The organism is Arthrobacter sp. 210 2 (assembly GCF_059093025.1).
Genome location: NZ_JBNHIE010000013.1, coordinates 64,208 through 87,103, shown reverse-complemented (window position 1 = coordinate 87,103; position 22,896 = coordinate 64,208). Strand labels below are relative to the sequence as shown.

Genomic DNA, 22,896 nt, shown 5'->3' with positions numbered 1-22,896 from the left:
GGAATGCACGAACCCGCGCCGCTGCGCCAACACGCCAGAAGGGACGGCAGTAATGAATTCGAAACAAAAAGATGGTTGGCTATTGGGCATGTCAGACCTTTTTCAGGAATACTCCGAGGCCGCCGGCCGGACCGGAGCCTACGATGAGATGTTCGCCCCCGGGCAGCAAGCCAGGGACTCCTACGGGCAGGTGGCGGACGCCCTTCGCAAGCTTTCCCTGGCCGATGTCAGTGCTCGGGCCGATTCGATGGCGCGCACGTTCCTGGACCGCGGTGTGACCTTCGACTTTGCCGGCGAGGAGCGGCCCTTCCCGCTGGATATCGTCCCCCGTGTTATTCCTGCCGCGGAATGGGATGTCCTGGAACGGGGCGTCGCCCAGCGGGTGCGGGCGCTGGAAGCGTTCCTGAACGACGTGTACGACAAGATGACCGTGGTGTCCGACGGCGTGATTCCCCGGCAGCTGGTAACCACCAGCGCACACTTTCACCGGCAGGTCCACGGTTTTGAACCCGCCGGCGGCGTCCGCGTGCACATCTCCGGCATCGACGTGGTGCGGGATGCTGCGGGAACGTTCCGTGTCCTGGAGGACAACGTCCGCGTTCCCTCGGGCGTCAGCTACGTGCTGGAGAACCGGCGGGCCATGGCCAAGGGCCTTCCCGAAGCCTTCGGACAGCAGCTCATCCGGCCCGTGGAGGAGTACCCCCGCCGGCTGCTCTCGGCCCTGCGGAAGACCGCGCCTGCCGGTGTGGACGATCCCACCGTCGTCGTCCTGACCCCCGGCGTCTTCAACAGCGCCTACTTCGAGCACACGCTGCTGGCAGGCCTGATGGGCGTTGAACTGGTGGAGGGCAGGGACCTCATCTGCCGCGGAAACCGGGTGTACATGCGCACCACGGCCGGTGAGCAGCGCGTGGACGTCATCTACAAGCGGATCGACGACGACTTCCTCGATCCGCTGCAGTTCCGGGCCGACTCCATGCTGGGCTGCCCCGGGCTGGTCAACGCCGCACGCGCCGGCGGCGTCACCATCGCTAACGCCGTGGGCAACGGCGTAGCGGATGACAAACTGGTTTACAGTTACGTTCCTGACCTGATCCGCTACTACCTCAGCGAGGAGCCCATCATCGCGAACGTTGACACGTTCCGCCTCGAAGAGAAGGAAGCCCGGGAGTACACCCTGGACAACCTCGCCGAACTCGTGGTCAAGCCGGTGGACGGTTCCGGCGGCAAGGGACTGGTCATCGGCCCCGACGCCTCCAACGACGAACTGGACGCGCTCCGGCAGCGGATCATCGGTGACCCGCGCGGCTGGATCGCCCAGCCCGTCCTGCAGCTTTCCACGGTTCCCACCCTGAGCGGTGACAAGTTCGGCCCCCGCCACGTTGACCTGCGTCCCTTCGCAGTGAACGACGGCGACAACGTCTGGGTGCTGCCCGGCGGACTGACGCGGGTGGCGCTGAAGGAAGGCTCCTTGATTGTGAACTCCAGCCAGGGCGGCGGGTCCAAGGACACCTGGGTGCTCGCCGACTCGCCGCAGGTGCCGGTGGAAACCGTTCCCCGGCCCTCAATTTCCGTGCGTGAGCGCGTGTCTGTCTGGCCTGTGGAAAGCAACTGGCGGGACCGCCAGTCGGAGCAGCAGCAGTGACCCGGACCGTGATCCGGCAGATGTCTTTTCCCGTTTCGGGCCCGCAGGAGGTAGCCGAGAATGCTTAGCCGTATAGCCGAATCCCTTTTCTGGATCGGCCGTTATGTGGAGCGGGCCGATGGCACCGCCCGCATCCTTGATGTGCACCTGGAGCGGCTGAACCACCTGCCCATGGACGAACGCAAGAGCGTGGCCAAGGAGCTCCTCGCCGTCATGGGCGCCCGGCCGCAGAGCGAGGACTTCGGCCTGCCGGAACTGCTGCACGCCCTGGCTTATGACAAGACCAGTGCCACGTCCATCGCCGGCTCCCTCGGGGCGGCCCGCGAGAACGCCCGGCGTGCCCGCGAGACGGTTTCCTCCGGCCTGTGGGAGAGCCTCAACACCACCTACTACGGGCTGAGCCAGCACCGCAAGGATGTGGTGGGAACCTACCGCTTCTGCAACTGGACGCTCGAACGGACCGCCATGGTGAGCGGGCTTGCGGACACCACGGTCAGCCACGACGAGAGCTGGCTCTTCCTGGTGCTGGGCCGCTCCCTGGAACGGGCGGACATGACTGCACGCATGCTCTCCACCCGGGACGTCCTGTCCGCAGGCATGTCCTGGGTCAACATGCTCCGCTGCGCCGGCGCCTACGAGTCCTTCCTGCGCACCCGACGGGCCGCCTTCGGCGACCAGCACGCCGCGGAGTTCCTGCTGCTGGACCGCCTCTTTCCGCGGTCCATCGTCTACGCCCTGCGCGATGCCGACGAATGCCTCGCCAAGCTGGACCCCTCCGCCCAGCGGGTGGGCTTCATCAATGATGCGCGCCGGATCGTGGGCCAGGCCAGGACCTTCCTTGAGTTCCACCGCACGGACGACCTCATGTCCGAGCTGCCCGAACACATGGAACGGGTCCAGAAGGCCGTATCCCAGGCCTCGGACGCCATTTCCCGTAAGTACTTCAATCAGGCGGACGAACTGGCCTGGGTGGGAGAAGTTTCATGACCCGGCTGAGCATCGTGCACAAGACGGCGTACAAGTACAACAAGCGTGTCACCCTGTCCTACAACGAGGCCCGGATGACCCCGCTGACCGATTCCCAGCAGGTGGTCCTCGAGTCCGTCGTGAAGGTCTCGCCGTCGCAGGCGGCGGTAAGCACCTACCGTGACTACTGGGGCACCAGGGTCACGGCGTTCGACATGCAGATGCCGCACGAGCACCTCGAGGTGGTGTCCAACATCACGGTGGAGGTGCACCGGGCCGAGAAGATTCCGTCCGAGTCCGACATTGTGGGCTGGGACGTCCTCGCCTCGCCGGAGACCCTCAACACGTTCAGCGACTGGTTGCCACAGTCCCGGCTCAGCGGCCCCGGGGACGAAGTCCTGGGCATCATTCCCAAGGTGGTGGCCGGCAAGAACCCGCACGAGGCCGCGTTGGCCGTGTTCTCGTGGATGCGCGGCGAGATGACCTACATGTCCGGTTCCACTGCCGTCACCACCAATGCCGAAGAGGCGTGGGGCCAGCGCCAGGGCGTGTGCCAGGACCTGGCCCACCTGGCCATCGGAGCGTTGCGCAGCTGCGGCATTCCTGCCCGTTATGTCTCCGGTTACCTGCACCCGCGCTCCAGCGCCGGGATCGGCGAGACTGTGGCGGGGCAGTCCCACGCCTGGCTCGAGTGGTGGGACGGTGACTGGCGGAGCTGGGACCCCACCAACCACAAGCCCGCGGGCGACTTCCACGTCACCGTGGCCAGGGGCCGTGACTACCGCGACGTGCCGCCGCTGAAGGGCATCCTGTCCGGTGGCGGCGGGTCCGCCCTGAGCGTCAGCGTGGAGATCACCCAGCTCGCCTGAACCCCTGGTTCCGGCCCGCCTATTCCGGCGCGGTCTTCACCGAGCCGCTGAGCTGGGTCCACCAGGTCAGCGGCTCGGTTACCTTGAAGCGGCGCCCGGTCACGGAGTCCGGGGTGATCCGCACGAAGGCGTCCTTCCGGCCGGCCTGCCAGGGAAACAAGTACAGCTGCGAGGTGTCCAGGACTTCATCCGTCCCGGTGACCACCCTGCCCGTGCCCTTGACCACCACGCTCCAGGCCAGGCCGGTGGCGGAATCGACGCCGTCAGCTTCAAGTGCCACAGCCGCATCACCGGATGCACTGGAGAGCTTGGCGCCTTCGCCGGTGCGGAACACCAGGGTGCCGCCGTCCACGGCGTAGTTGATGGGGAAGATGTCCGGGCGCCCGTCCACCAGGACGGCGAGCCGTCCCACGGACACGGTCCGGAGCATCGCCCAGCATTCGTGGTGTTCGAGGTTCTGGACAGGGGATGAGGATTCGTCAGTGGAGGCTCGCTCGGCGTTCATGGCGCCGAGCTTACGCCTACCAGGGGCTCGGCTTGTAGTCCTTGAGGAACACTCCGTACTGGTCCTCGCCGTTCTCACCCATCACGATGGGATCGTAGACGCGGGCGGCGCCGTCCACCAGGTCGAGGGGCGCGTGGAAGCCCTCCTCCATAAGCCGGACCTTGGTGAAGTGCGGGCGTTCGTCGGTGATCCAGCCCGTGTCCACCGCGGTCATCAGGATGCCGTCGGTCTCCAGCATCTCCTGGGCGCTGGTCCGCGTCATCATGTTCAGCGCCGCTTTGGCCATGTTGGTGTGCGGGTGGCCCGGCCCCTTGTAGGCACGGGAGAACTGGCCCTCCATGGCCGAGACGTTCACGATGTACTTCCGGCGTGCCGTGGAACGCTTCATGGCCTCCCGGAGGCGGCTTACCAGCAGGAACGGGGCCGTGACGTTGCAGAGCTGGACTTCAAGCATTTCCAGCGGATCCACCTCGTCCACCACCTGGGTCCAGCTGTTGATGGTGGCCAGGTCCGGGACCAGGCCACCGGCGTCGATTGCCGTCCCGGACGCGATCCGCTCAAGTGATGCGGAGCCGGTGGACAGGGCCAGCGACGTGATGGCGTCACCGGCGAGCACCGGATGTTCGGTGACGCTGCCCGCAAGTGCCAGGGGGTGCTTGTCGTGCGCGTGGCCGAACGTCAGGAGCTCCGGACCGCCATTGGCATGCTCAAGGGCGGCGGGAAGCGGTTCGTCCTCGGCATCAACCAGGGGCTTGTAGGCGTTGCCGGAGCGGCGGACCGTCTGAGCTGCGTTGTTGATGATGATGTCCAGCGGGCCGGCCTCGTTGAGCGAATCTGTCAGCGCCATGACCTGGGCGGGATCGCGCAGGTCGATGCCCACAATGCGGAGCCGGTGCAGCCATTCCCCGCTGTCCTCCATGGCCGCGAACCGGCGGGCAGCGTCCTTCGGGAACCGGGTGGTGATGGTGGTGTGGGCGCCGTCCCGGAGCAGCCGTAGTGCAATGTACATGCCGATCTTGGCGCGGCCGCCCGTAAGCAGGGCGCGGCGGCCGGTGAGGTCGGTGCGTGCGTCGCGTTTGCTGTGGCTGAAGGCGGCGCACTCCGGGCAGAGCTGGTGGTAGAAGGCGTCCACCTGGGTGTAGTGCTGCTTGCAGATGTAGCAGGGGCGGGACCGGATGAGGTGGCCGGCCACCTTGCCCGTAGCGGAGGGGGCCAGCTTGTTGCCGCGCGTTTCGTCATCGATGCGGTCCGGGGCGGCTGTGGCGGTCTGGGCCAGGACGGAGCGGTCGGCTTCGGCGATGAGGTCGCGCTTGGTGACCCTCCGGTGCCGTTTGACGGCCTTGAACATTTTTCCGGTGGCGCGCCGGACCGAGACGTAGTCCGGGTGCTCCTCGTCATAGGCGTGGATCGTATTCAGGACCTTGAGGCAGGCCTGGATTTCCTCAGGCGTCAGATCGGGGGAGCTCATTAGGCCAATTTTACAGCCTGGAGCTCCCGCTTTAAGCGACAAGCGGGCTGCACCGAAAAGGTGCAGCCCGCCGTCGCAAAGAGTCCTGGAGGGTTTAGGAGATCCGCGCCCCGGGACGCGCGCCGGGAACGGCATCCGCGGCGGCCGCGGCATGCGTCTGGGCCACCTTGTCAACGGATTCGCGGACGTCCGGGTACTGGGCCGCCGCAGCCTTGACGGCGTTGGGAACCAGGTGGAGGTTCTTCGCGGCCAGCTGCCGCTCTTCCTCGCCCGGTTCCGGGACTTCCTGGCCCTTGGCGAGCACGGTGATGCCGGACTCGGTGACTTTGAAGCCGCGGGCCCGGTCCAGTTCCGGATCCAGGCCGATGGCTGCGCCCGCGGGGACCTTGACGTTCTTGTCGATGATGGCGCGGTTGACCACGGCCCCTTCGCCGATCTGAACCTTGTCCATCAGGACAGAGTCGATGACACGGCTGCTGGTTGCAACGAACACGTCGTTGGAAAGGACGGAGCCTTCCACCACGCCGCCGGAGATGACCACGCCGCTGGAGACGATGGAATCCAGGGCGGTGCCCACGGTGTTGTTCTGTCCGCGGACGAACTTGGCCGGCGGGGAAATGCTCTGCCGGGTGTAGATGGGCCATTCGGAGTTGTACAGGTTGAAGACCGGCAGCGGGGAGATGAGGTCCATGTGGGCGTCGTAGAAGGAGTCGATGGTGCCCACATCGCGCCAGTAGGTCCGGTCGCGTTCGGTGGAGCCGGGGATCTCGTTAAGCGTGAAGTCGTAGACGCCGGCCTCGCCCTGGTTGACGAAGTAGGGGATGATGTCCCCGCCCATGTCGTGCTTGGTGTCCAGCCGTTCGGCGTCCACATGCAGTGCTGCAACCAGCGCGTCGGCGTCGAACACGTAGTTGCCCATGGAGGCCAGGAACTGGGTGGGGTCCGCTGCCAGGCCGGGGGTGCTGGCCGGCTTTTCCACGAACGCCGCGATTTTCTGCGGATCGTTCTGGTCCACCTCGATGACGCCGAACTGGTTGGCCATGTTCAGGGGCTGGCGCACGGCGGCTACCGTTGCCTTGGCGCCGCTGTGCACGTGCTGGGCCACCATCTGGGCGAAGTCCATGCGGTAGACATGGTCGGCGCCGACCACCACCACAATGTCCGGGTTGGCGTCATGGATCAGGTTCAGGGACTGGTAGATGGCGTTGGCGCTGCCGAGGAACCAGCTCTTGCCCACGCGCTGCTGCGCGGGAACCGAGGCAACGTAGTTGCCGAGCTGGGTAGACATACGCCAGGTTTCGGAGATGTGCCGGTCCAGGCTGTGGGACTTGTACTGGGTCAGGACCACGATCTGCAGGTAGCGGGAATTCACCAGGTTGGACAGGGCGAAGTCGATCAGGCGGTAGCTTCCCGCGAAGGGCACCGCCGGTTTCGCGCGGTCTGCCGTCAGTGGCATCAGTCTGTTTCCCTCGCCGCCTGCGAGGACAATGGCCAGGACTCTTTTGTTCAACGGCATAATGGTCGCTCCTGTACGCCTTCGTAACTCCCCAAGACAGTCCGGCATGCCCGGACTCCTTCACACTAGAACAGTTATGCGTGAAGGACTACCTTGGGTCTTGTGCGAATAGACATTGTGACTAAAGAGTTTCCGCCGGAGATCTATGGTGGCGCCGGGGTCCACGTGGCCGAATTGAGCAGGGTGCTTAGTAAGCACGTTGACCTGCAGGTTCGTGCATTTGGGGCTCCCCGCGACGCCGACTATCATGGCGCGGCGGTGACGTCCTACTCCGTGCCGGAGGATCTTGGCTCAGCCAACGCTGCCGTGCAGACGCTTGGGGTGGACCTGCGGATCGTACCGGACGTCGAAGGCGCGGACCTGGTCCATTCGCACACTTGGTACGCCAATATGGCCGGGCACCTCGCCTCGCTCCTGCACGGCATCCCGCACGTGCTGAGCGCCCACAGCCTGGAACCGCTGCGCCCGTGGAAGGCAGAGCAGCTCGGCGGCGGATACGCGCTCTCATCCTGGGTTGAGAAAACTGCCTATGAGGCCGCCGCGGCCATCATCGCGGTCTCCGAGGGCATGAGGCAGGACATCCTGCGCAGTTACCCGAACGTTGACCCGGCCAAGGTCCGCGTGGTCCACAACGGCATTGACGTCGAACTATGGAACCGTGACGAGAATGACGACGCCATCCGCGCCCTGGGCATTGATCCAGCCAAGCCGAGCGTCGTCTTTGTGGGCAGGAACACGCGCCAGAAGGGCGTTCCCTACCTCCTTCGCGCCGCTGCCAAGCTGCCCGACGACGTCCAGCTGGTCCTGTGCCTCGGCGCGGCGGACACGCCGGAACTTGCTGCGGAGACCGCCCGCCTGATCGAGGAACTGCAAAGCCAGCGGACCGGCGTCGTGCTCATTGAACGCATGCTGCCCCGCAATGAGCTGATCCAGGTGCTGAGCCACGCCACCGCCTTCGCCTGCCCCTCCATCTACGAGCCGCTCGGCATCGTCAACCTTGAGGCCATGGCCTGCGGGGCTGCGGTCGTTGCCAGTGCCACGGGCGGTATTCCCGAGGTGGTGGACCACGGAAAGACGGGCCTGCTCGTGGACCTGGAGCAGGTGACGGACGGCACCGGCACCCCGCTGGACCCGGAAAAGTTCGTCAGCGAATTCGCCGCGGCACTCACCGAGGTGGTGTCGGACCCCGAGCGTGCCCGTGCCATGGGGCAGGCGGGCCGGCGGCGCGCCGAGGAGCACTTCTCCTGGGAATCCATCACGGAAACAACGCTCGAGGTGTACCGCTCGGTGCTGCCGGCACAGGGCTGACCGCCGCTTAGCCAAGAACGACGACGGCGCCGTTCCCCTGCGTGGGGAGCGGCGCCGTCGTACGTTCAGCAGTCAGCAGACGAAGTCCTGCACCTGCCGGCCAGGCCCGATCACGTGGTCCGGCCGGCCGCTGTCCTGGCGATCAGCACCTTTTCGTCAACCGGGGACTGTCCACTTGCCCGCTGGCTCCGGAAGTGGGCCCTTGCCTCGTCCTGGCGTGTCTTCTCGGCGCCGGTGGCGATGGCGGCCCGGACGTGGTCCTCGCCGTACCCGAAGGCGTCCACCAGGTCCAGGGCGTGCGGGCGGATCTTCACCAGCAGCCTGTTGATGTATTCGCCCACGGTGCGGCCCCGCTGCATGGAAAGGCGGCCGTTCATCAGGTACCAGGAAAGGTTTTTCTCAATGAGGGAAAGGCCGAAGAGGTCGCGCAGCCAGGTCAGGACAGTCCTGGTTCCGGGGTCGGTCACGTCGCGGAGCGCGTCCGTGAAGGCCTCCCACTGCAACAGTTCGGCGTGCGCCTGCGCGGCGTCAATCAGTTCATTCTGGTGCCGGTTGAACAGGGCGGCTCCCTTTTCGTGGGAAAGCCGGTTGCTGCCCTTCAATGCGGCGCCGGCCTCGGCCACCATGGTCTGCACCCTGTCGGTCAGCAGGGCGCGCTGGCTTTCCTCGTCACGCAGGGCAATGGCGGCTTTCTGGACCGAGCCGTTGTCAGCAACAAACTGCGCCACCTGGCGCAGGCCGGTCCGGTGGATGGCAGCGCCGGTTGCCTGGCCCACCACATAGCGGGCCAGCACGCCGAAGTCGACGCTCCGGAATTCCCTGGCGTAGTCGGCCAGGAGGCGTTTGGCCACGAGCTGCAGCAGGACGGTGTTGTCGCCTTCGAAGGTGGCGTAGACGTCCAGGTCCGCGCGGAGCGAGGCGAAGCGGTTCTCGATCAGGAAGCCGGCCCCGCCGCAGGCCTCCCGGCACTCCTGCAGGGTATCCAGGGCGTGCCAGGTGCTCAGCGGTTTCAGGGCCGCGGCCAGGGTTTCCAGGTCCTGGCGGTCCTCGTCCGTGTCATGGGCGCCGGAGAAGACATCATCGAATTTCTGCAGGAGCTGCTCGTGGGCGAAGCCGGCCGCGTAGGTGGTGGCGAGGCGTGTGAAGAGCCGGCGCTGGTGGCGCTGGTAGTCGAGTAGGACTTCCTCGTCGGTGTGTGAGGAGGCATTGAATTGCCGTCGCTCGGTGGCGTACTGGATGGCCGCCTTCAGGGCAACCTTGGACGCGGCGACGGCGGCGCCATCCAGTGAGACACGCCCCTGGACCAGGGTCCCCAGCATGGTGAAAAAACGGCGGCCGGGGCTGGCGATGGGTGAGGAGTAGGTACCGTCCGCGGCCACGTCCCCGTAGCGGTTCAGGAGGTTGGTCCGGGGGATCCGGACGTGGGTGAAGTGGAGCCTGCCGTTGTCGATGCCGTTGAGGCCGCCCTTGATGCCGTCATCTTCACCGCCGATGCCGGGGAGGAATTCCCTGGTTTCGGGGTCGCGGAGGTCCACGTAGAAGGCGTGGACCCCGTGGTTGACGCCCCGCGTGATGAGCTGCGCGAACACCACGGCGCCCAGGCCGTCGATGGCGGCGTTTCCGATGTAGTCCTTCCAGGCTGCGCGGAAGGGGGTGTGGACCACGAATTCCCCGGTGGCGGGATCGTAGGTGGCCGTGGTGGCGATGCTGGCAACGTCGGAGCCGTGCCCGGTTTCGGTCATGGCAAAGCAGCCGGGAATTTCCAGGCTCATGATGCCCGGAAGCCACTTGGCATGGTGTTCCCCCGTTCCGAGGTGCATTACCGCCGAGCCGAAGAGGCCCCACTGGACGCCGGCCTTGATCTGCAGCGACGGATCGGCGACCACGAGCTCTTCGAAGCCGGCGATGTTGCCGCCGTGGTCGTCACTGCCGCCGAGGGCGGAGGGGAAAGCGCGGTGTACGGCGCCGTTGTCCACCAGGTACTGCAGCTGCCCGGATACCCTTGCCCGGTGGTCCGTGTGGGTCAGTCCCTCGGTCTTGTGAAGTTCAGGACGTGCGGCCAGGTCGCGTGCCTGGAGCCGGACGGCGGCCCATTTGCCCAGCAGCTGTTCGCCGAGGGCATGGACGTCGACGGCAGGCTGGGCGGAGCCGGGAACCAGGCTCGGTGCGGGCACGGGGGCATGCCCCTTTGCGGCGGAGCGGTCCACTACTTCAGTCATGTCAATGTCCTTCGTTGGTGCTGACAGGGGCTTGTGGTGCGGGAGTGTTCAGGTTCGGGGGGCAGGCGACAGTTCGGGGGCGATCCCGACGCACAGCCATGCGGTGATCTGCAGTGCCATGGCTTCCTGGCCGGGTTTGGCGGGGGAGTCCGGAGTGCTGAGCCATTGTTCGCCCGCGTTCCTGACCAGTCCGATGGCGGCCTTGGGCCAATAGCCGATGACGGCTTCCTTGCCGTCGCCCAGGTGGGAACGCATGGGGGTGGCAATCATGTCCGCAATCGCATCAAAGAAGTGGCCCAACGCGCCCGAGTTGGGGGAATCTCCGGATTCCCCGGAGGTGGAGCGGGTGACGAAGGTGTACACGTTGGGGCTGGTGTCAGCCATCTGCAGGTACGCCGACACCATGGCCAGCAGCCCTTCGCGTGGGGTCAGGGCGTTCTGTGCCGCTTCCTGGATGCGCCGCTGCATCTGGCTGAGGACCACTTCACCCACAGCCTGCTGGAGGCCGGCCTTGTCGCCGAAGTAGCGGTAGAAGACTGACTTGGACGTTCCCGCTGCTGCGGCGATTTCCTCCATGGACGCGTCGCTGCCCAGCACGTGCACGGCACGCCGCGCCTGCTTGATCAGTTCCCGGCGCCGCTCCTCCCGGTGGCTCTGCCAGCGGGAGGAGCGGCCGTCAGGCTCCGAACCGATGGAGGGCGCAGCAATTCCCGTTTCCGAAATGTTCACGATACCCAGCGTATCAGGTACGCTGGGTATCGGTAACCGCATGTGACCAGAGGAGACAGCCATGTCCATTGACGGACAGTCCATTACCGGCCCCGGAGAATCAGGCGTAACCAGCGCTTCCGGCCCTGCCCTTCGGAGGGCCGTGGTCGTCGGAGGCAACAGGATTCCCTTCGCCCGCGCCGGCGGTTCCTACGCCAAGTCCTCGAACCAGGACATGCTGACAGCTGCCCTGGACGGCCTTATTGCACGCTTCGGCCTGCAGGACGAGCGGGTGGGGGAGGTAGCCGCGGGTGCAGTCCTCAAGCATTCAAGGGATTTCAACCTCACCCGTGAGGCGGTGCTTGGCTCGGCCCTGTCCGCCGAGACTCCTGCCTACGATCTCCAGCAGGCATGCGCCACGGGACTTGAGACCGTGGTGGGGCTGGCGAACAAGATCAAGCTGGGCCAGATTGACTCCGCAATTGCCGGCGGAGTGGATTCCGCTTCGGACGCCCCGGTGGTGGTGAGCGAAGGACTCAGGGAAGTCATTCTCGACCTGAACCGCGCCAAGACCATTCCCCAGCGGCTGCAGATCCTCAGCCGCCTGCGGCCCAAAGACCTGGCTCCGCTGGCGCCCGGCACCGCCGAGCCCCGGACCGGTCTTTCCATGGGGGAGCACCAGGCGCTGACAACTGCGCAGTGGAAAGTTTCCCGTGAGGCCCAGGACGAAGTGGCACTCAACAGCCACCGCAATCTCGCCGCCGCCTACGAGTCCGGGTTCTTCGACGATCTCGTCACCCCCTACCGCGGCCTGGCACGCGACGGAAATCTTCGGGCCGATACGTCCATCGAAAAGCTGGCCGCCCTGAAGCCTGTCTTCGGCAGGAACCTCGGTGCGGACGCGACCATGACTGCCGGCAATTCCACCCCTTTGACGGACGGCGCCTCAACCGTTCTGCTGGCGTCCGACGAGTGGGCCGACGCCCGGGACCTTCCCAAACTGGCAGCGGTAGTGGACGCCGAGGCTGCAGCGGTGGACTTCGTACACGGCAAGGACGGGCTGCTGATGGCACCCGTCTTCGCAGTGCCCAGGCTGCTGGCACGGCACAACCTCACCTTGGCGGACATCGACTTCTTCGAGATCCACGAAGCATTCGCAGCGACCGTACTCAGCACGCTGGCGGCGTGGGAGGACGAGGAGTTCGGCCGTACGCGCCTTGGCCTGGACGGTGCCTTCGGCAAGGTTGACCGCGCACGCCTCAATGTCAACGGATCGTCACTGGCGGCCGGCCACCCCTTCGCCGCCACCGGGGGCAGGATTGTGGCCACCCTGGCCAAGCTCCTCCATGCCAAGGGCACCAGCGACGGCCGGCCGGCACGGGGACTGGTCTCGGTCTGTGCGGCCGGCGGCCAGGGCGTCGTCGCGATTCTCGAATCTCTGTAAGGGGTCACCGATGACGGACAAATATGCACAGCTGGTGAACCAGGGCCTGGGCAGGAACGTGGCCAGGAAACTGGGGTTGCCCCAGCCGGCGGTGCTGCGCAGGTACAAGCCCGGCCAGCCGCTGATCACCGGACCCATTGTGGTCCAGGGAGACTCGGCGGCCGCCGACAAACTCGCTGCAGAGCTGCTGGCGTGGGACCTGGATGTCCGGCGGCACGCGGTTCCCCGGGAAAAGCTTGGTGCCATCATCCTGGTCCTGGACGACGTTGCACGGCCGGAGGACCTCGAAAAGCCGGTCCTTGCCGCAGGGGCCTCGCTGCGCGACCTTGCGCCCGGCGCCCGGGTCCTGACAGTCTCACGGCCAGCTTCCGAGGCGGATTCTCCCGCCGCCGCTGCCGCCCGGCAGGGTGTGGACGGGTTCCTGCGCTCGTTGGCCAAGGAACTCCGGGCCGGCGCCACCGGGAACGGAATCCTCCTCTCCGGGGACGTGGAGCCGACCAGCGCGTCAGCCCTCGCGGCTGTCCGTTTCTTCCTGTCCGGCCGCTCGGCCTTCGTGGACGGCCAGTTCCTGACTGTGTCCAGCACGGACGGCCGACTTCCGGACGATTTCGACAGGCCGCTGGCGGGCAAGGTTGCCGTCGTGACCGGCGCCGCCCGGGGGATTGGCGCGGAGATCGCCCGCACCCTGCACCGTGACGGCGCCACCCTGGTCCTGGTGGACCTGCCTGCGGCGGGGGACCATCTGGCGGCAGTGGCCAATGAGGTAAAAGGCACCGCACTCCAGTTGGACATCAGCCGGGACGATGCCGGCCAAAGGATCATCGAGCACGCCGTTCAGCGGCACCGGCGGCTTGACATCATGATCCATAACGCGGGAATTACCCGGGACAAGCTGCTCGCCAACATGGACCCCGCACGGTGGAGTTCCGTGATCAATATCAATATCGCCGCACAGCTGCGGATCAACGAGGCACTGCTGGCGTCCGAACACTTTGGGCCCGCACCCCGTATTGTTTCTGTTGCTTCCACCAGCGGCATCGCCGGCAACAGGGGGCAGACCAACTACGCGGCGTCAAAGGGGGGAGTGATGGGAATGGTCCGGGCAACAGCCCCGCTGCTGGCCGCATCCGGCGGCACCATCAACGCCGTGGCGCCGGGCTTCATCGAAACTGAGATGACCGAACGGATTCCGTTCGCGCTGCGGGAGATTGCCCGCCGTGCGAATTCCCTCCAGCAGGGCGGTAAACCGTCCGACGTCGCAGAAGCCATTTCCTTCTTGGCCAGCGGTGCCGCCGGCGGAATCAATGGCGAGGTGCTGCGGGTATGCGGGCAGAACATGGTGGGGGCATGACGCCCCTGCAGCCGGTCATCCTCGGGGATATGCCGTCGCTGTCCAAGCTGTACGTCAATGCCGCTGCGCAGGCGGCCAGGCGCAGGCTGCTGGGAACGCATGATTGGTCGGTTCTGCCGGTCGAGAGCCACGAGGTCAGGGGTGTCACGGTGGACGTTGCCAACCTGACCGCGTATCAGCACCTGCTGGGCGAGACGGCCAGTGATGTGCTGCCTGCCGGTTTCATCCATGCCCTGGCTTTTCCGCTTGCCATCAGCGTGATGAACAGGGACGACTTCCCGCTCCCCTTGCTGGGCATGCTGCACCTGCATAACAGCGTTGAGCAACGCGCCCCATTGCTCTTCACCGACGCGCTGGACATCACTGCGAGGGTGGAGAATCTCCGTGGGCACCGCGCGGGTACTCAGGTGGACGTGGTGGCCGAGGTGCGGGTGGCCGGCACGCAGGACGTCTATTGGCGGGGAATTTCCACCTACCTTGCCAAGGGCGTCTTCCTGCCCGGGGTGGATAAGCCCTCCTCGGCACCGGTCCGAAGAGACTTCAAGGCACCGGACCCCACCGGTGTGTGGCAGCTGGGCGTCGACGCGGGACGGGCTTACGCAGCTGTGTCCGGCGACTTCAATCCGATCCACCTCAGCGTGCTCTCAGCCAAGGCCTTGGGCATGCGCCGGTCCATCGCCCACGGCATGTATCTGGCGTCGCGGGCGCTGGCGGACGTTGGCTCGGTCCGTGGGGATTCCTTCACATGGGACGTTGACTTCGACGCCCCGGTGTTTCTTCCCTGCCGTGTGGCCCTGGGAATCAGCAGCGACCAGGGTGGGTCCGGGACATGGAAGCGTTCGGACTTTGTGGCCTGGAACCCCAGATCAGGCCGCCGTCATTTCAGTGGTTCCGTCGCCGCGCTTTAGGTGGCGGGCCGAAGGGCGCGCAGGATGCGGTGGAGGCTGAGCAGGATCGATTCGGACGCCGGAACAGTTCCCTGCTCGGCTTCCCTGCCGGCGGTGGCGGCCATGCAGGCTTCCACCGCTGCCCGCGCCGTTTCGAAGCGCTCCCGCTGTGCAGGCCCATCCGTGTCGCGGTAGGAATGCAGCAGTTCCCCGGTGGCCGTCATGGCGTCCGCCAGAGGCCCGCTGTCCTGCACGGGCACCTGGTAGGGAACGTCGCTTTCCCAGATCACGTCCGACAGGACGTCCGTCATGTCCTGGATGTGGAACGTCACCCGTTCGAGCTCGCGCAGGTTGCGGTAGTCGAGATCGACGTCGCGGGGGTGGAGCTTTCGGCGCGGGTTTGCCCGTCGGCTCGCGTCGGCCTCCTTGACCAGGTGCCGTACCGACCGGGCAGCTGAGGCCAGTTCATCTGAACGGCGCGACCATTCTTCGTGCTCAGGGGGCCACTCCTCCTTGAGGGCCGCCCCCATGTCCGTCAGCTGGGTCCCGAGCGCACGCCGAAGTTCATCCAGGCTTTCTGCGGCTGCGTTCAGGTGCAGCGGGGGAAAGACCAGGAAGTTCACGGCAATTCCCACCGCTACGCCCACGCCCATCTGCACCAGGTACCCGAACGAAAAGTCGTCCGGGTTGCTGCCGCCTACCAGCAGAACCAGCAGGGCCGCCGTCGGGATCCAATCACTTCCCGAGCCAATGCGCGGGAGCCCGCCCAGCAGGACGCCTACGCCCATAAAGACGGCAACCGTGAGCGGGGATGGATCGGTGAAGTTGACGAGCACAAAGGCGAGCCCGATACCCAGGGCCAGCCCGGTAAGTGCCTGAAGCCCCTGCCGCACGGAGCCAGCCACGTTGTGGTACATCACCACCAGTGCGCCCAGGGGCGCGTAGTAGGGATAGTTGGCGGCAGCCCCCGGCATCAGCGGGGCGATCATGAATGCCAGCCCGGCCGCCAGGGCCGCTTTCGCCGCCAGCTGCAGGCGCTGGGCGGCGAAAGCCGCCGACAGCCCGGCCACCGCCTGTTTCAGAATTTGGGTTCCCCTGGCCCACCTCATATTGGGGCGTGCTTGAGACTTGACCATCCGCCCAACCCTAGGGCGCCGCTTCCTGCATAACAACACGGCTGGTCAGGGCGTCAAGAAACCCTGGGGAACGGGGGACCTAGGGAAGTTTTGCTGCCGAGCGGCGGAGCTCAGCAGCCAGCCGGTGGGCCTTCCCGGGCGTTCGCCCGTCCTCCTGCCGCCGCGGAATGTAGCCAAAGGCCAGCGCGTAGGCGGGATCAGCGAAGCCCAAGGCGGCGTTGGCTCCCTCGTGGCCGAACGCGCGGTGGCTGCCGAAGTTCCGCGAGGGGTGCGGCTTCATGAAGACGACGGCGAAGGCATTGTCCAGCCCTGAGGACCGGTCCAGGCCCCAGACCTGTTCGCGGGACATGACGTCGACGGTTTCGGGGGAGAGGAACGGATGCCGGTTTCCGATGCCGGTGGTTGCGGCGGCATACAGCCTGGCCAACCCTTCGGCCGATCCCACACCTCCGGCCGCGGACATTCCCGCAGCACGGACGGACCGGAAGTTGGGAAGCTCCATGATGCCGCTGATGGGCGCATTGCTGTTCAGGCCCTCGAGGCTGAGCGGATCCAGCCATGGCTCCTCCGCGGTGTCTTGGTCCACGGCGTCCTGGTAGATCACGTCCCGGTAGCGCGGTTCCAGGTCCGCGGGAAGGCCCAGGAAAAAATCAACGCCCTCCGGTGTGCGGATCCTCCGCTCGTAGACACTTTGGAGCGATTCCCCTGCTGTGCGGCGGCAGAGCTCTTCCATGATGATGCCGATTGTCAGGGCGTGATAGCCAAACTGCCGGCCCGGCTGCCATGAGGGGCGGGCCGCCGCCAGCCGCGCCGCTGCGGCAGGAGTTGTGAATTCGTCCAGGTCAAAGCCGCCCTCCAGTCCCATAAGGCCGGCCTGGTGGGAGAGTGCCTCGCGCACCAGGAGCCGGTCCTTGCCATGCACGGCAAACTCGGGCCAGTAGTGGGCCACCGTGGTGTCGAGGTCCAGCAGGCCGTCCTGGACCAGCAGTGCGATCACCATCGCCGCGACACCCTTGGAGCAGGAATAGGCGCCGGTCACCGTCTCCGGTGTCATATCCGGACCGCCGGTGAGGTTAACCACGGGCGCTCCACGATGGTAGGCGGCAAGCTGTGCGCTGTAATTCGGATCGTCTAGAAGGAGGGACTCGAACAGTTCAAGCACGTTGTCGAATCCGGGCGCTACGAAGCCTTGAAAAGTCTGCACCCGGACAGTTTAGCTAGAAAGCGCTTTCCGCTACGTCTGCGGACCGTGTCCCGCTGCTACTTCTTCTCCTTGCCTGACGGGGCCCGGAGGCGTCCCGTCCCCAAACGGCCGGCCGCCCAGGGATTCCCTGCCGTGATCCTCCAGCCATCCGCGCAGGTCTGGTCCGGCTGGAACAATGCCCGTGGGGTTAATGTCCTCGTGGACGATGTAATAGTGCTGCTTGATCTGGACGAAATCCGTGGTGTCACCAAAGCCGGGTGTCTGGAAGAGGTCCCTCGCGTAAGCCCATAACGCGGGCATCTCGCTCAGTTTCTGCCGGTTGCATTTGAAGTGCCCGTGGTAGACCGCATCGAACCTGGCCAGCGTGGTGAAAAGCCGCACATCGGCTTCCGTAATGGTGTCACTCACCAGGTAGCGCTGGCGGGTGAGTCGTTCTTCCAGCCAGTCAAGGGCTGCCCAGAGGCGTTCGTACGCGGAGTCGTAAGCCTCCTGTGAACCTGCGAAACCGCAGCGGTACACCCCGTTATTTACCTCGGTGAAAACCCGCTTGTTCACCTGGTCGATCTCTTCCCGCAGGTGCACGGGGTACAGCTGCGGCGCGCCGGGCCGGTGGAATTCGGTCCACTCGGTGGAGAAGTCGAGGGTGATCTGAGGGAAGTTGTTGGTTACTACGGCGCCCGTTGGGACGTCCACTATCGCCGGGACGGTAATCCCCCGGGGATAGCCGGGGAAGCGTTTAAAGTAGGCCTCCTGCAGGCGTTCGATGCCCAGGACCGGGTCCACGCCGCCGGGATCAAGGTCGAAGGTCCACGAACGTGAATCATGGGTGGGGCCTGGCTGGCCGAGGGAAATGGCGTTCTCCAGGCCCAGCAGCCGTCTGACGATCACAGCCCTGTTGGCCCACGGGCATGCCCGCGCTGCGATGAGGCGGTAACGCCCCGCTTCAACCGGCCAGCCCGGTTCGCCATTGTCGCCCGGCCTGCCGTCCCGGGTGATGCGGTCCTCTATGTAGTTTGTGTCCCGGGTGAATTCTGCGCCGCCGGTCACATACGCGCCGCGGGTGCTGTGTTCGGCCGTCTTACCATCGGCGGCCTGCTGGATGCTGTCCGTTTCCTGGCTCATGGCATAAGCCTATGCGCCCCGGAGCAGGACCGTGGAGATCGGCTGCCACGCCACGAACCAGGAGCCGCCGACCAGGGCAGCAAAAAGGGTGATCCAGATGGCGGAAGGCACGGCAGTAGCCCGGTAGAGCAGGTATGCATCAGACGTGGAAAGCCGCTCCCTTCTGCGGACGTGGACGTTTGCCAGTTTGGTCAGGTCCCGTACGGCGCCCACCAGCAGTGCCAGGCCCAGGATGACCGCCACATGCCCCACAAAGGCATCCGGCACCACGAGGATCATCGTCAGCCCGCCAACAATCGCGACGGCAGTGATGAGGAAGCCTGCCAGGTTGCGGATGAAAAGAAGCGAGGCAGCCAGGGCGACGGCGCTGCCCGCGATGGACGCTGGCCCCCAGCCGCTGAAGCCGCACATCACAAACGCCGCACCGACGATCGCCGGAACCGGATACCCCCAGAAACATGACCAGGCGGCGGCAAGCCGGCTCCGGCTGTAGGAGGTGGTGGTTCCCGAGTGGTCCAGCCGCAACCGTATTCCGGACAACCGCTGCCCGCTCGTGAGGGCGGCAACAGCATGGCCCAGCTCATGGACAGCCGTGGCCAACAGGCCAAAGTACTTCCAGGAGCGGCTGGGAATGGACAAAGCGGTTGCCAGCACGACCGCCAGCAAAAGCTCAGTGAAGGAAATGGCAGGAAGGTCCGTGCGGCGGAATGATTCAGCCAACGCCTGCCAAAGATCGCCGGGGATGTTCATCCGGGCCTCCGGAAAGACGCGTTGCCACTCTTAGCCATAAACGTCCACGTTACTGGAGCAGGCTGTGTGCAGGCTTAAAGCCGAAAGGCACGCCGGCGTGCAGCGTGCCTTTCGATCCGGCAGTGCCGCGGACGTGTCCGCAGCACATTGGCGGCTGTGTTTACTAGCCCTCGCACTCGGTGCAGTAGCTGTGGCCATCTTTCTGGCGGGCAATCTGGGACCGGTGACGGACCAGGAAGCAGGAGTAGCAGGTAAACTCGTCCTCGGCCTGCGGAATGACCTGCACCACGAGCTCCTCGGCGACAAATTCGCCTCCGGGAACGCCCGCGCCGTCGAGCCCGTCAGCCTCATCCAGCTCAAGGACAACGCTGCGCGCGTCGGGAGCATTTGCTGACTGGAGCTGCTCGAGTGAGTTGTCCTGCGATTCCTTGACGTCGGAGCGCAGTTCATCGTAATCGGTTGCCACTTTGGGTGCTTCTCTTTTCTTTGGTTCGCCTGTCGCGTATGAAACGTACAGCATCAAGCGGGTATTCCCCAATAGACGGAGTATATTTGCCGCCGTCTGGGTAAAGGTTCAAAGGAGGCGGCCTTCAGGGGAATAACCTGTTGTAGCCGCACGAGCAGCGGAGGGCGCGGCATAGCGACGCGGTCTCCGCCCGAATCGAAGGGGCGTTTGTGGAGCAGCTCACTGCGGAGTTCGGCGGTGCCGGGCAGGTTGGCACAGGTGTGGGGCCGGTGCTGGAAAAGTTCGATGACGTGTCCAGGATCGTTGTGCTGCGCGGCGGCGGGCTCGGTGACCTGATTTTCGCCATCCCGGCGATGGCCGCCCTCAAGGCTGCCTATCCCGGAGCGGACATCACACTCCTGGGTACTCCTATACATAGGGCACTGCTCGCGGCCGTTAAGAGCCCGGTGGACGAAGTGTGCGTCCTTCCTTTTTCCGAGGGTGTCCGGCCCGGAAGCGAAGACCCTGTGGAACTGGACACGTTCTTCGAGGACATGCGCGCACGCAGGTTTGACCTCGCCGTCCAGGTTCATGGCGGCGGCCGGTATTCAAACCCGTTCCTGCTGCGGTTGGGCGCGCGCCACACTGTGGGTACCAGAACAGCGGACGCCTCCAGCCTGGAACGGACCGTTCCCTACCTCTACTACCAGCACGAGCCCCTGCGGGCGGTGGAGGTGGCGGGATTTGCGGGGGCTTTCCCCGTTGACCTTGAAGCGCGGCTTGAGCCTGTTGAGGGACTGTCGCCCGGTCCTGCAGGGAAGGACAACGACGCCAGCCAGCCCCTCGTGGTGATCCATCCGGGCGCAACTGATCCCCGCCGTCGTTGGCCGGCTGAGCGGTTTGCTGAACTTGCCGCCGCCTGCGCCGCGGACGGCTACCGGGTGATGGTTGTCGGGGACACGAGCGAGCAGGAGTTGGCGGAACGGATTGCCGGCCTTGCGGCATCAGGGGCCGTCAAATCCGTGGCCGGGAAATTGGAGATGTCCGGCCTCGTGGCGCTTTTGGCTAATGCGGCCGTGGTGGTGGGCAATGACAGCGGCCCCCGCCATCTTGCGCAGGCACTCGGGGTGCCCACCGTAGGAATTTTTTGGGCAGGAAATGTTATCAACGCCGGGGCACTGGGCCGTAGCCTGCACAGGATCCATGCGTCCTGGGTGACTGCCTGCCCTACCTGCGGGATAGACGTCACCCAGGTTGGCTGGACGGCGCCCCGCTGCCCCCACGATGACTCCGTCGTGGCAGGGATCGAGGTGCGTGATGTTTACGAGGACGTCCGAAGCCTCGTGGCCACCGGAGCAGCAAAGCAGGATGCATGAGCGGCGGGGAAGGGTTGGAGCATGCCGGCACCAACAGCATGATCGACGGGAAGCCCGAGCTCCTGGTTCTGCGCGCCCTGAAGCTGGGTGATCTGCTGGTTGCGGTGCCCGCGCTGAAGGCACTCCGCCGGGCATTCCCGGAGCACCGGCTCCGGTATGCGGCCCAGGGTTGGCTATCGGAGGCCCTGGGACTGGTGGGCGGCTATGAACTGCTGCCCACCCACGGCCTCGACGAGCCGCTCGCCATGGAACCAGGCGTGGTGGACGTTGCCGTCAACCTCCACGGCAGCGGTCCCGAGAGCCAGGGGCGGATTGAAGCCCTCCAGGCGCGGCACACCATAGGGCATCGGAGCCAGTTCCGGGACGGACCGCCCTGGCGTGGTGAACTCCATGAACGGGAACGGTGGGTCCGGCTCCTGGAGTGGCACGGCATTGAAGCGGACCCGCTGGATGTGCAGCTGAACCTGCCGCACGTTCCCAGCCCTGTTCCGGGCGCCACGGTCCTCCATGTGGGGGCGGCGTACGGCAGCCGGCTTTGGCCGGCGGAGCGGTTTGCTGCCGTTGCCGCCGCGCTGGCTGACGCCGGCCACAACATTGTCTTCACGGGGGGCAATTCGGAAAAGGAGCGCGCGGTGGAAGTCTGCAGCCGTGCCGGGCTGCCGCCGGAAGCGGTACTGGCCGGTCACCTTTCACTGGGGGAGTTCGCGGCCACCATCGCCGCCGCCCGCCTGGTGATCTCGGCTGATACCGGCGCGGCGCACCTGGCTTCGGCGTACGGTACGCCGTCGGTGGTGCTGTTCGGACCCGCGCCGCCCGAGATTTGGGGACCACCGCCGGGACCCCATGTTGTCCTGACGAAGGCCGAACTGCGGCTGGGGGATACGTTCTCCGGACAACCGGATCCTGCGTTGCTGGCGGTGCAAGTGCCGGACGTCCTGGCAGCAGTCCGGGAGCTGGGATTGTTCTAGCAGCACGGTGCATCGCGGCGCCCAAAGCCTAAAATAGAGGCATGGGCACTGATATGGAGATTGCCTTGGTGTTGTTGGCTGCGGTGCTGTGGGTAGCGGTAACGCTGAGCATTCTGTCTGCCATTGATCGCTCCGAGAGGAAGGCCCGTCGGCAGCAGAAGCGGGAGGACCGCACCGGGATGCGAAGGGTCGAGTACCGGCCTGTCGCGGCCGGCTCACACCCCGAGGGACATGGCAGGCGTCCCCGACGGAGGCTGCGGCCGCACTGATGCCGATTCCGCCGCTAATGCGGCAGGCCGCCTGTCACCACGATGGGTGGACGGGTGCCGTGATCCGCTGCTGCGAATGCAGCGATGGCCCGCGCAATCTTCAGCCCTCCCCGGGACGACGGCTCTATCGCGTTGGCGTAGTCACCATCCTCGGTGCAGACGAGCCGGAGATCGATCAGGCCCGCTCCCCGCGAAAAGGCCGCCCTGGTGATGGAATCGTTGAAGAGGCACAGGGCCGCCTTGATGATGGCCTGGTCCGGCCCTGACGGGGGAGTGTCGTAGATCGTACAGACGGCAACCGGCAGCCCCGTATTCATCAGCGCGTCAGTTACGGCGTCGTATTCTGACCCGAACCTCTTTTGGGCGTTGGCCAGGATGGCGAGGGCCACTGCCACCGATGGTGCCGGCTCCTGCAGCAATGGCGCGTACCCGAGTGCGTCGTTTCCGCCAACGCTGACTACCAGATGCGTTGCATCCCGGGGCACGGCAGCCAGCTGCCGCTCCACGCCCGCCATGACGTCGCCGTCGACCGCCACCAGGCTGCACCGCCACCCTGGGAGTTCCTGGCGTAGCTGCGTGACGACGTCGGGATCGCCGCCGACGTAGGCGGCGTTGTCAAAGATGGAATCGCCGAGCAGCACGACGTGGCCGGGACCGGGCTCGACTGCCAAAGGTGCCTCCATGTACCCATACTGCCCGGACACTCGATCCGGTGCCACTGGTGGCGCGTGGGGAAGAAT

The 22,896-nt window shown here is 65.8% G+C and carries 20 protein-coding genes; 9 read left to right on the top strand and 11 right to left on the bottom strand.

Annotation, left to right across the window (positions count from 1 at the left end; all coding sequences use genetic code 11):
* The first annotated feature begins 88 nt into the window (after positions 1–88).
* The 3 genes from AC5RWA_RS19800 to AC5RWA_RS19790 are packed head-to-tail and all read left to right on the top strand — an operon-like array spanning position 89 to position 3,480.
* Complete coding sequence (locus AC5RWA_RS19800; RefSeq protein WP_079596100.1) at positions 89–1,645, top strand: circularly permuted type 2 ATP-grasp protein; 1,557 nt, start codon at positions 89–91, stop codon at positions 1,643–1,645.
* A 60-nt stretch (positions 1,646–1,705) separates the two neighbouring features.
* Positions 1,706–2,632 carry an alpha-E domain-containing protein gene (locus AC5RWA_RS19795; protein WP_079596101.1) on the top strand — a complete coding sequence of 309 codons (927 nt, stop codon included), beginning with the start codon at positions 1,706–1,708 and terminating at the stop codon, positions 2,630–2,632.
* On the top strand, positions 2,629–3,480 hold the full coding sequence (locus tag AC5RWA_RS19790) for a transglutaminase family protein (RefSeq protein WP_079596102.1): 852 nt from the start codon (positions 2,629–2,631) through the stop codon (positions 3,478–3,480). Before AC5RWA_RS19795 ends, AC5RWA_RS19790 begins: the two co-directional genes overlap by 4 nt.
* Before the next feature lie 19 nt (positions 3,481–3,499).
* Here the strand turns inward: AC5RWA_RS19790 and AC5RWA_RS19785 are convergent, their stop codons facing one another.
* From AC5RWA_RS19785 to glgC, 3 genes are all read right to left on the bottom strand, one after another.
* Entirely contained in the window at positions 3,500–3,985 is a 486-nt protein-coding gene (locus AC5RWA_RS19785) for a pyridoxamine 5'-phosphate oxidase family protein (RefSeq protein ID WP_494058751.1), read from the bottom strand.
* A 16-nt stretch (positions 3,986–4,001) separates the two neighbouring features.
* Complete coding sequence (locus AC5RWA_RS19780) at positions 4,002–5,453, bottom strand: SDR family NAD(P)-dependent oxidoreductase (RefSeq protein WP_079596104.1); 1,452 nt, start codon at positions 5,451–5,453, stop codon at positions 4,002–4,004.
* A gap of 94 nt (positions 5,454–5,547) precedes the next feature.
* Entirely contained in the window at positions 5,548–6,969 is a 1,422-nt protein-coding gene (gene glgC / locus AC5RWA_RS19775; protein ID WP_115523457.1) for a glucose-1-phosphate adenylyltransferase, read from the bottom strand.
* A 102-nt stretch (positions 6,970–7,071) separates the two neighbouring features.
* Here glgC and glgA point away from each other — a divergent pair, with 102 nt between their 5' ends.
* A complete protein-coding gene (glgA, locus tag AC5RWA_RS19770) occupies positions 7,072–8,277 on the top strand; it encodes a glycogen synthase (RefSeq protein ID WP_079596106.1) in 1,206 nt (401 codons plus the stop codon).
* Between the two features lie 110 nt (positions 8,278–8,387).
* Here the strand turns inward: glgA and AC5RWA_RS19765 are convergent, their stop codons facing one another.
* Positions 8,388–10,496, bottom strand: coding sequence for an acyl-CoA dehydrogenase family protein (locus tag AC5RWA_RS19765; protein WP_494058750.1), 2,109 nt, complete (start codon positions 10,494–10,496; stop codon positions 8,388–8,390).
* Between the two features lie 48 nt (positions 10,497–10,544).
* On the bottom strand, positions 10,545–11,225 hold the full coding sequence (locus AC5RWA_RS19760; RefSeq protein ID WP_395927802.1) for a TetR/AcrR family transcriptional regulator: 681 nt from the start codon (positions 11,223–11,225) through the stop codon (positions 10,545–10,547).
* Between the two features lie 61 nt (positions 11,226–11,286).
* Between AC5RWA_RS19760 and AC5RWA_RS19755 the strand changes: the two genes are divergently transcribed.
* Genes AC5RWA_RS19755 through AC5RWA_RS19745 form a run of 3 tightly spaced genes read left to right on the top strand, consistent with a single transcriptional unit; the run spans position 11,287 to position 14,907 of the window.
* Positions 11,287–12,648 carry an acetyl-CoA C-acetyltransferase gene (locus tag AC5RWA_RS19755; protein WP_079596108.1) on the top strand — a complete coding sequence of 454 codons (1,362 nt, stop codon included), beginning with the start codon at positions 11,287–11,289 and terminating at the stop codon, positions 12,646–12,648.
* A gap of 10 nt (positions 12,649–12,658) precedes the next feature.
* On the top strand, positions 12,659–13,999 hold the full coding sequence (locus AC5RWA_RS19750) for a 3-oxoacyl-ACP reductase (protein ID WP_494058749.1): 1,341 nt from the start codon (positions 12,659–12,661) through the stop codon (positions 13,997–13,999).
* On the top strand, positions 13,996–14,907 hold the full coding sequence (locus AC5RWA_RS19745; RefSeq protein WP_494058748.1) for a MaoC family dehydratase: 912 nt from the start codon (positions 13,996–13,998) through the stop codon (positions 14,905–14,907). The genes AC5RWA_RS19750 and AC5RWA_RS19745 overlap by 4 nt, the downstream gene beginning before the upstream one ends.
* Here AC5RWA_RS19745 and AC5RWA_RS19740 read toward each other — a convergent pair.
* The 5 genes from AC5RWA_RS19740 to AC5RWA_RS19720 all read right to left on the bottom strand — a co-directional run bounded on the left by AC5RWA_RS19740 (position 14,904) and on the right by AC5RWA_RS19720 (position 19,564).
* Positions 14,904–15,956, bottom strand: coding sequence for an FUSC family protein (locus AC5RWA_RS19740; protein ID WP_476245396.1), 1,053 nt, complete (start codon positions 15,954–15,956; stop codon positions 14,904–14,906). The genes AC5RWA_RS19745 and AC5RWA_RS19740 overlap by 4 nt on opposite strands.
* Before the next feature lie 145 nt (positions 15,957–16,101).
* Complete coding sequence (locus AC5RWA_RS19735) at positions 16,102–17,226, bottom strand: serine hydrolase domain-containing protein (protein ID WP_494058747.1); 1,125 nt, start codon at positions 17,224–17,226, stop codon at positions 16,102–16,104.
* Between the two features lie 30 nt (positions 17,227–17,256).
* Positions 17,257–18,348: a glutathione S-transferase family protein gene (locus tag AC5RWA_RS19730; RefSeq protein WP_494058746.1), complete on the bottom strand. Its 1,092-nt coding sequence runs from the start codon at positions 18,346–18,348 to the stop codon at positions 17,257–17,259.
* A 9-nt stretch (positions 18,349–18,357) separates the two neighbouring features.
* The gene (locus tag AC5RWA_RS19725) at positions 18,358–19,098 is read right to left on the bottom strand and encodes a M50 family metallopeptidase (protein ID WP_494058745.1); all 741 of its coding nucleotides are present in this window, start codon (positions 19,096–19,098) and stop codon (positions 18,358–18,360) included.
* 163 nt (positions 19,099–19,261) lie between these two features.
* Positions 19,262–19,564, bottom strand: coding sequence for a DUF4193 domain-containing protein (locus AC5RWA_RS19720; RefSeq protein WP_066275770.1), 303 nt, complete (start codon positions 19,562–19,564; stop codon positions 19,262–19,264).
* 209 nt (positions 19,565–19,773) lie between these two features.
* Here AC5RWA_RS19720 and AC5RWA_RS19715 point away from each other — a divergent pair, with 209 nt between their 5' ends.
* Together AC5RWA_RS19715 and AC5RWA_RS19710 are read left to right on the top strand one after the other, a co-directional pair.
* Positions 19,774–20,919, top strand: coding sequence for a glycosyltransferase family 9 protein (locus AC5RWA_RS19715; RefSeq protein WP_494058744.1), 1,146 nt, complete (start codon positions 19,774–19,776; stop codon positions 20,917–20,919).
* Entirely contained in the window at positions 20,916–21,887 is a 972-nt protein-coding gene (locus AC5RWA_RS19710; RefSeq protein WP_275728197.1) for a glycosyltransferase family 9 protein, read from the top strand. Before AC5RWA_RS19715 ends, AC5RWA_RS19710 begins: the two co-directional genes overlap by 4 nt.
* A 283-nt stretch (positions 21,888–22,170) precedes the next feature.
* On the opposite strand, the gene AC5RWA_RS19705 is transcribed toward AC5RWA_RS19710, so the two are convergent.
* On the bottom strand, positions 22,171–22,827 hold the full coding sequence (locus AC5RWA_RS19705; RefSeq protein ID WP_494058743.1) for a GDSL-type esterase/lipase family protein: 657 nt from the start codon (positions 22,825–22,827) through the stop codon (positions 22,171–22,173).
* Positions 22,828–22,896 lie beyond the last annotated feature (69 nt).

What these genes read in the sequence shown, in the direction of transcription:
- AC5RWA_RS19780 (WP_079596104.1), bottom strand. Translation starts at nt 5,453, where the DNA reads ATGAGCTCCCCCGATCTGACGCCTGAGGAAATCCAGGCCTGCCTCAAG.
- AC5RWA_RS19785 (WP_494058751.1), bottom strand. Translation starts at nt 3,985, where the DNA reads ATGAACGCCGAGCGAGCCTCCACTGACGAATCCTCATCCCCTGTCCAG.
- glgC (WP_115523457.1), bottom strand. Translation starts at nt 6,969, where the DNA reads ATGCCGTTGAACAAAAGAGTCCTGGCCATTGTCCTCGCAGGCGGCGAG.
- AC5RWA_RS19790 (WP_079596102.1), top strand. Translation starts at nt 2,629, where the DNA reads ATGACCCGGCTGAGCATCGTGCACAAGACGGCGTACAAGTACAACAAG.
- AC5RWA_RS19750 (WP_494058749.1), top strand. Translation starts at nt 12,659, where the DNA reads ATGACGGACAAATATGCACAGCTGGTGAACCAGGGCCTGGGCAGGAAC.
- AC5RWA_RS19730 (WP_494058746.1), bottom strand. Translation starts at nt 18,348, where the DNA reads ATGAGCCAGGAAACGGACAGCATCCAGCAGGCCGCCGATGGTAAGACG.
- AC5RWA_RS19795 (WP_079596101.1), top strand. Translation starts at nt 1,706, where the DNA reads ATGCTTAGCCGTATAGCCGAATCCCTTTTCTGGATCGGCCGTTATGTG.
- AC5RWA_RS19800 (WP_079596100.1), top strand. Translation starts at nt 89, where the DNA reads ATGTCAGACCTTTTTCAGGAATACTCCGAGGCCGCCGGCCGGACCGGA.
- AC5RWA_RS19710 (WP_275728197.1), top strand. Translation starts at nt 20,916, where the DNA reads ATGAGCGGCGGGGAAGGGTTGGAGCATGCCGGCACCAACAGCATGATC.
- AC5RWA_RS19725 (WP_494058745.1), bottom strand. Translation starts at nt 19,098, where the DNA reads ATGAACATCCCCGGCGATCTTTGGCAGGCGTTGGCTGAATCATTCCGC.
- AC5RWA_RS19765 (WP_494058750.1), bottom strand. Translation starts at nt 10,496, where the DNA reads ATGACTGAAGTAGTGGACCGCTCCGCCGCAAAGGGGCATGCCCCCGTG.
- AC5RWA_RS19755 (WP_079596108.1), top strand. Translation starts at nt 11,287, where the DNA reads ATGTCCATTGACGGACAGTCCATTACCGGCCCCGGAGAATCAGGCGTA.
- AC5RWA_RS19745 (WP_494058748.1), top strand. Translation starts at nt 13,996, where the DNA reads ATGACGCCCCTGCAGCCGGTCATCCTCGGGGATATGCCGTCGCTGTCC.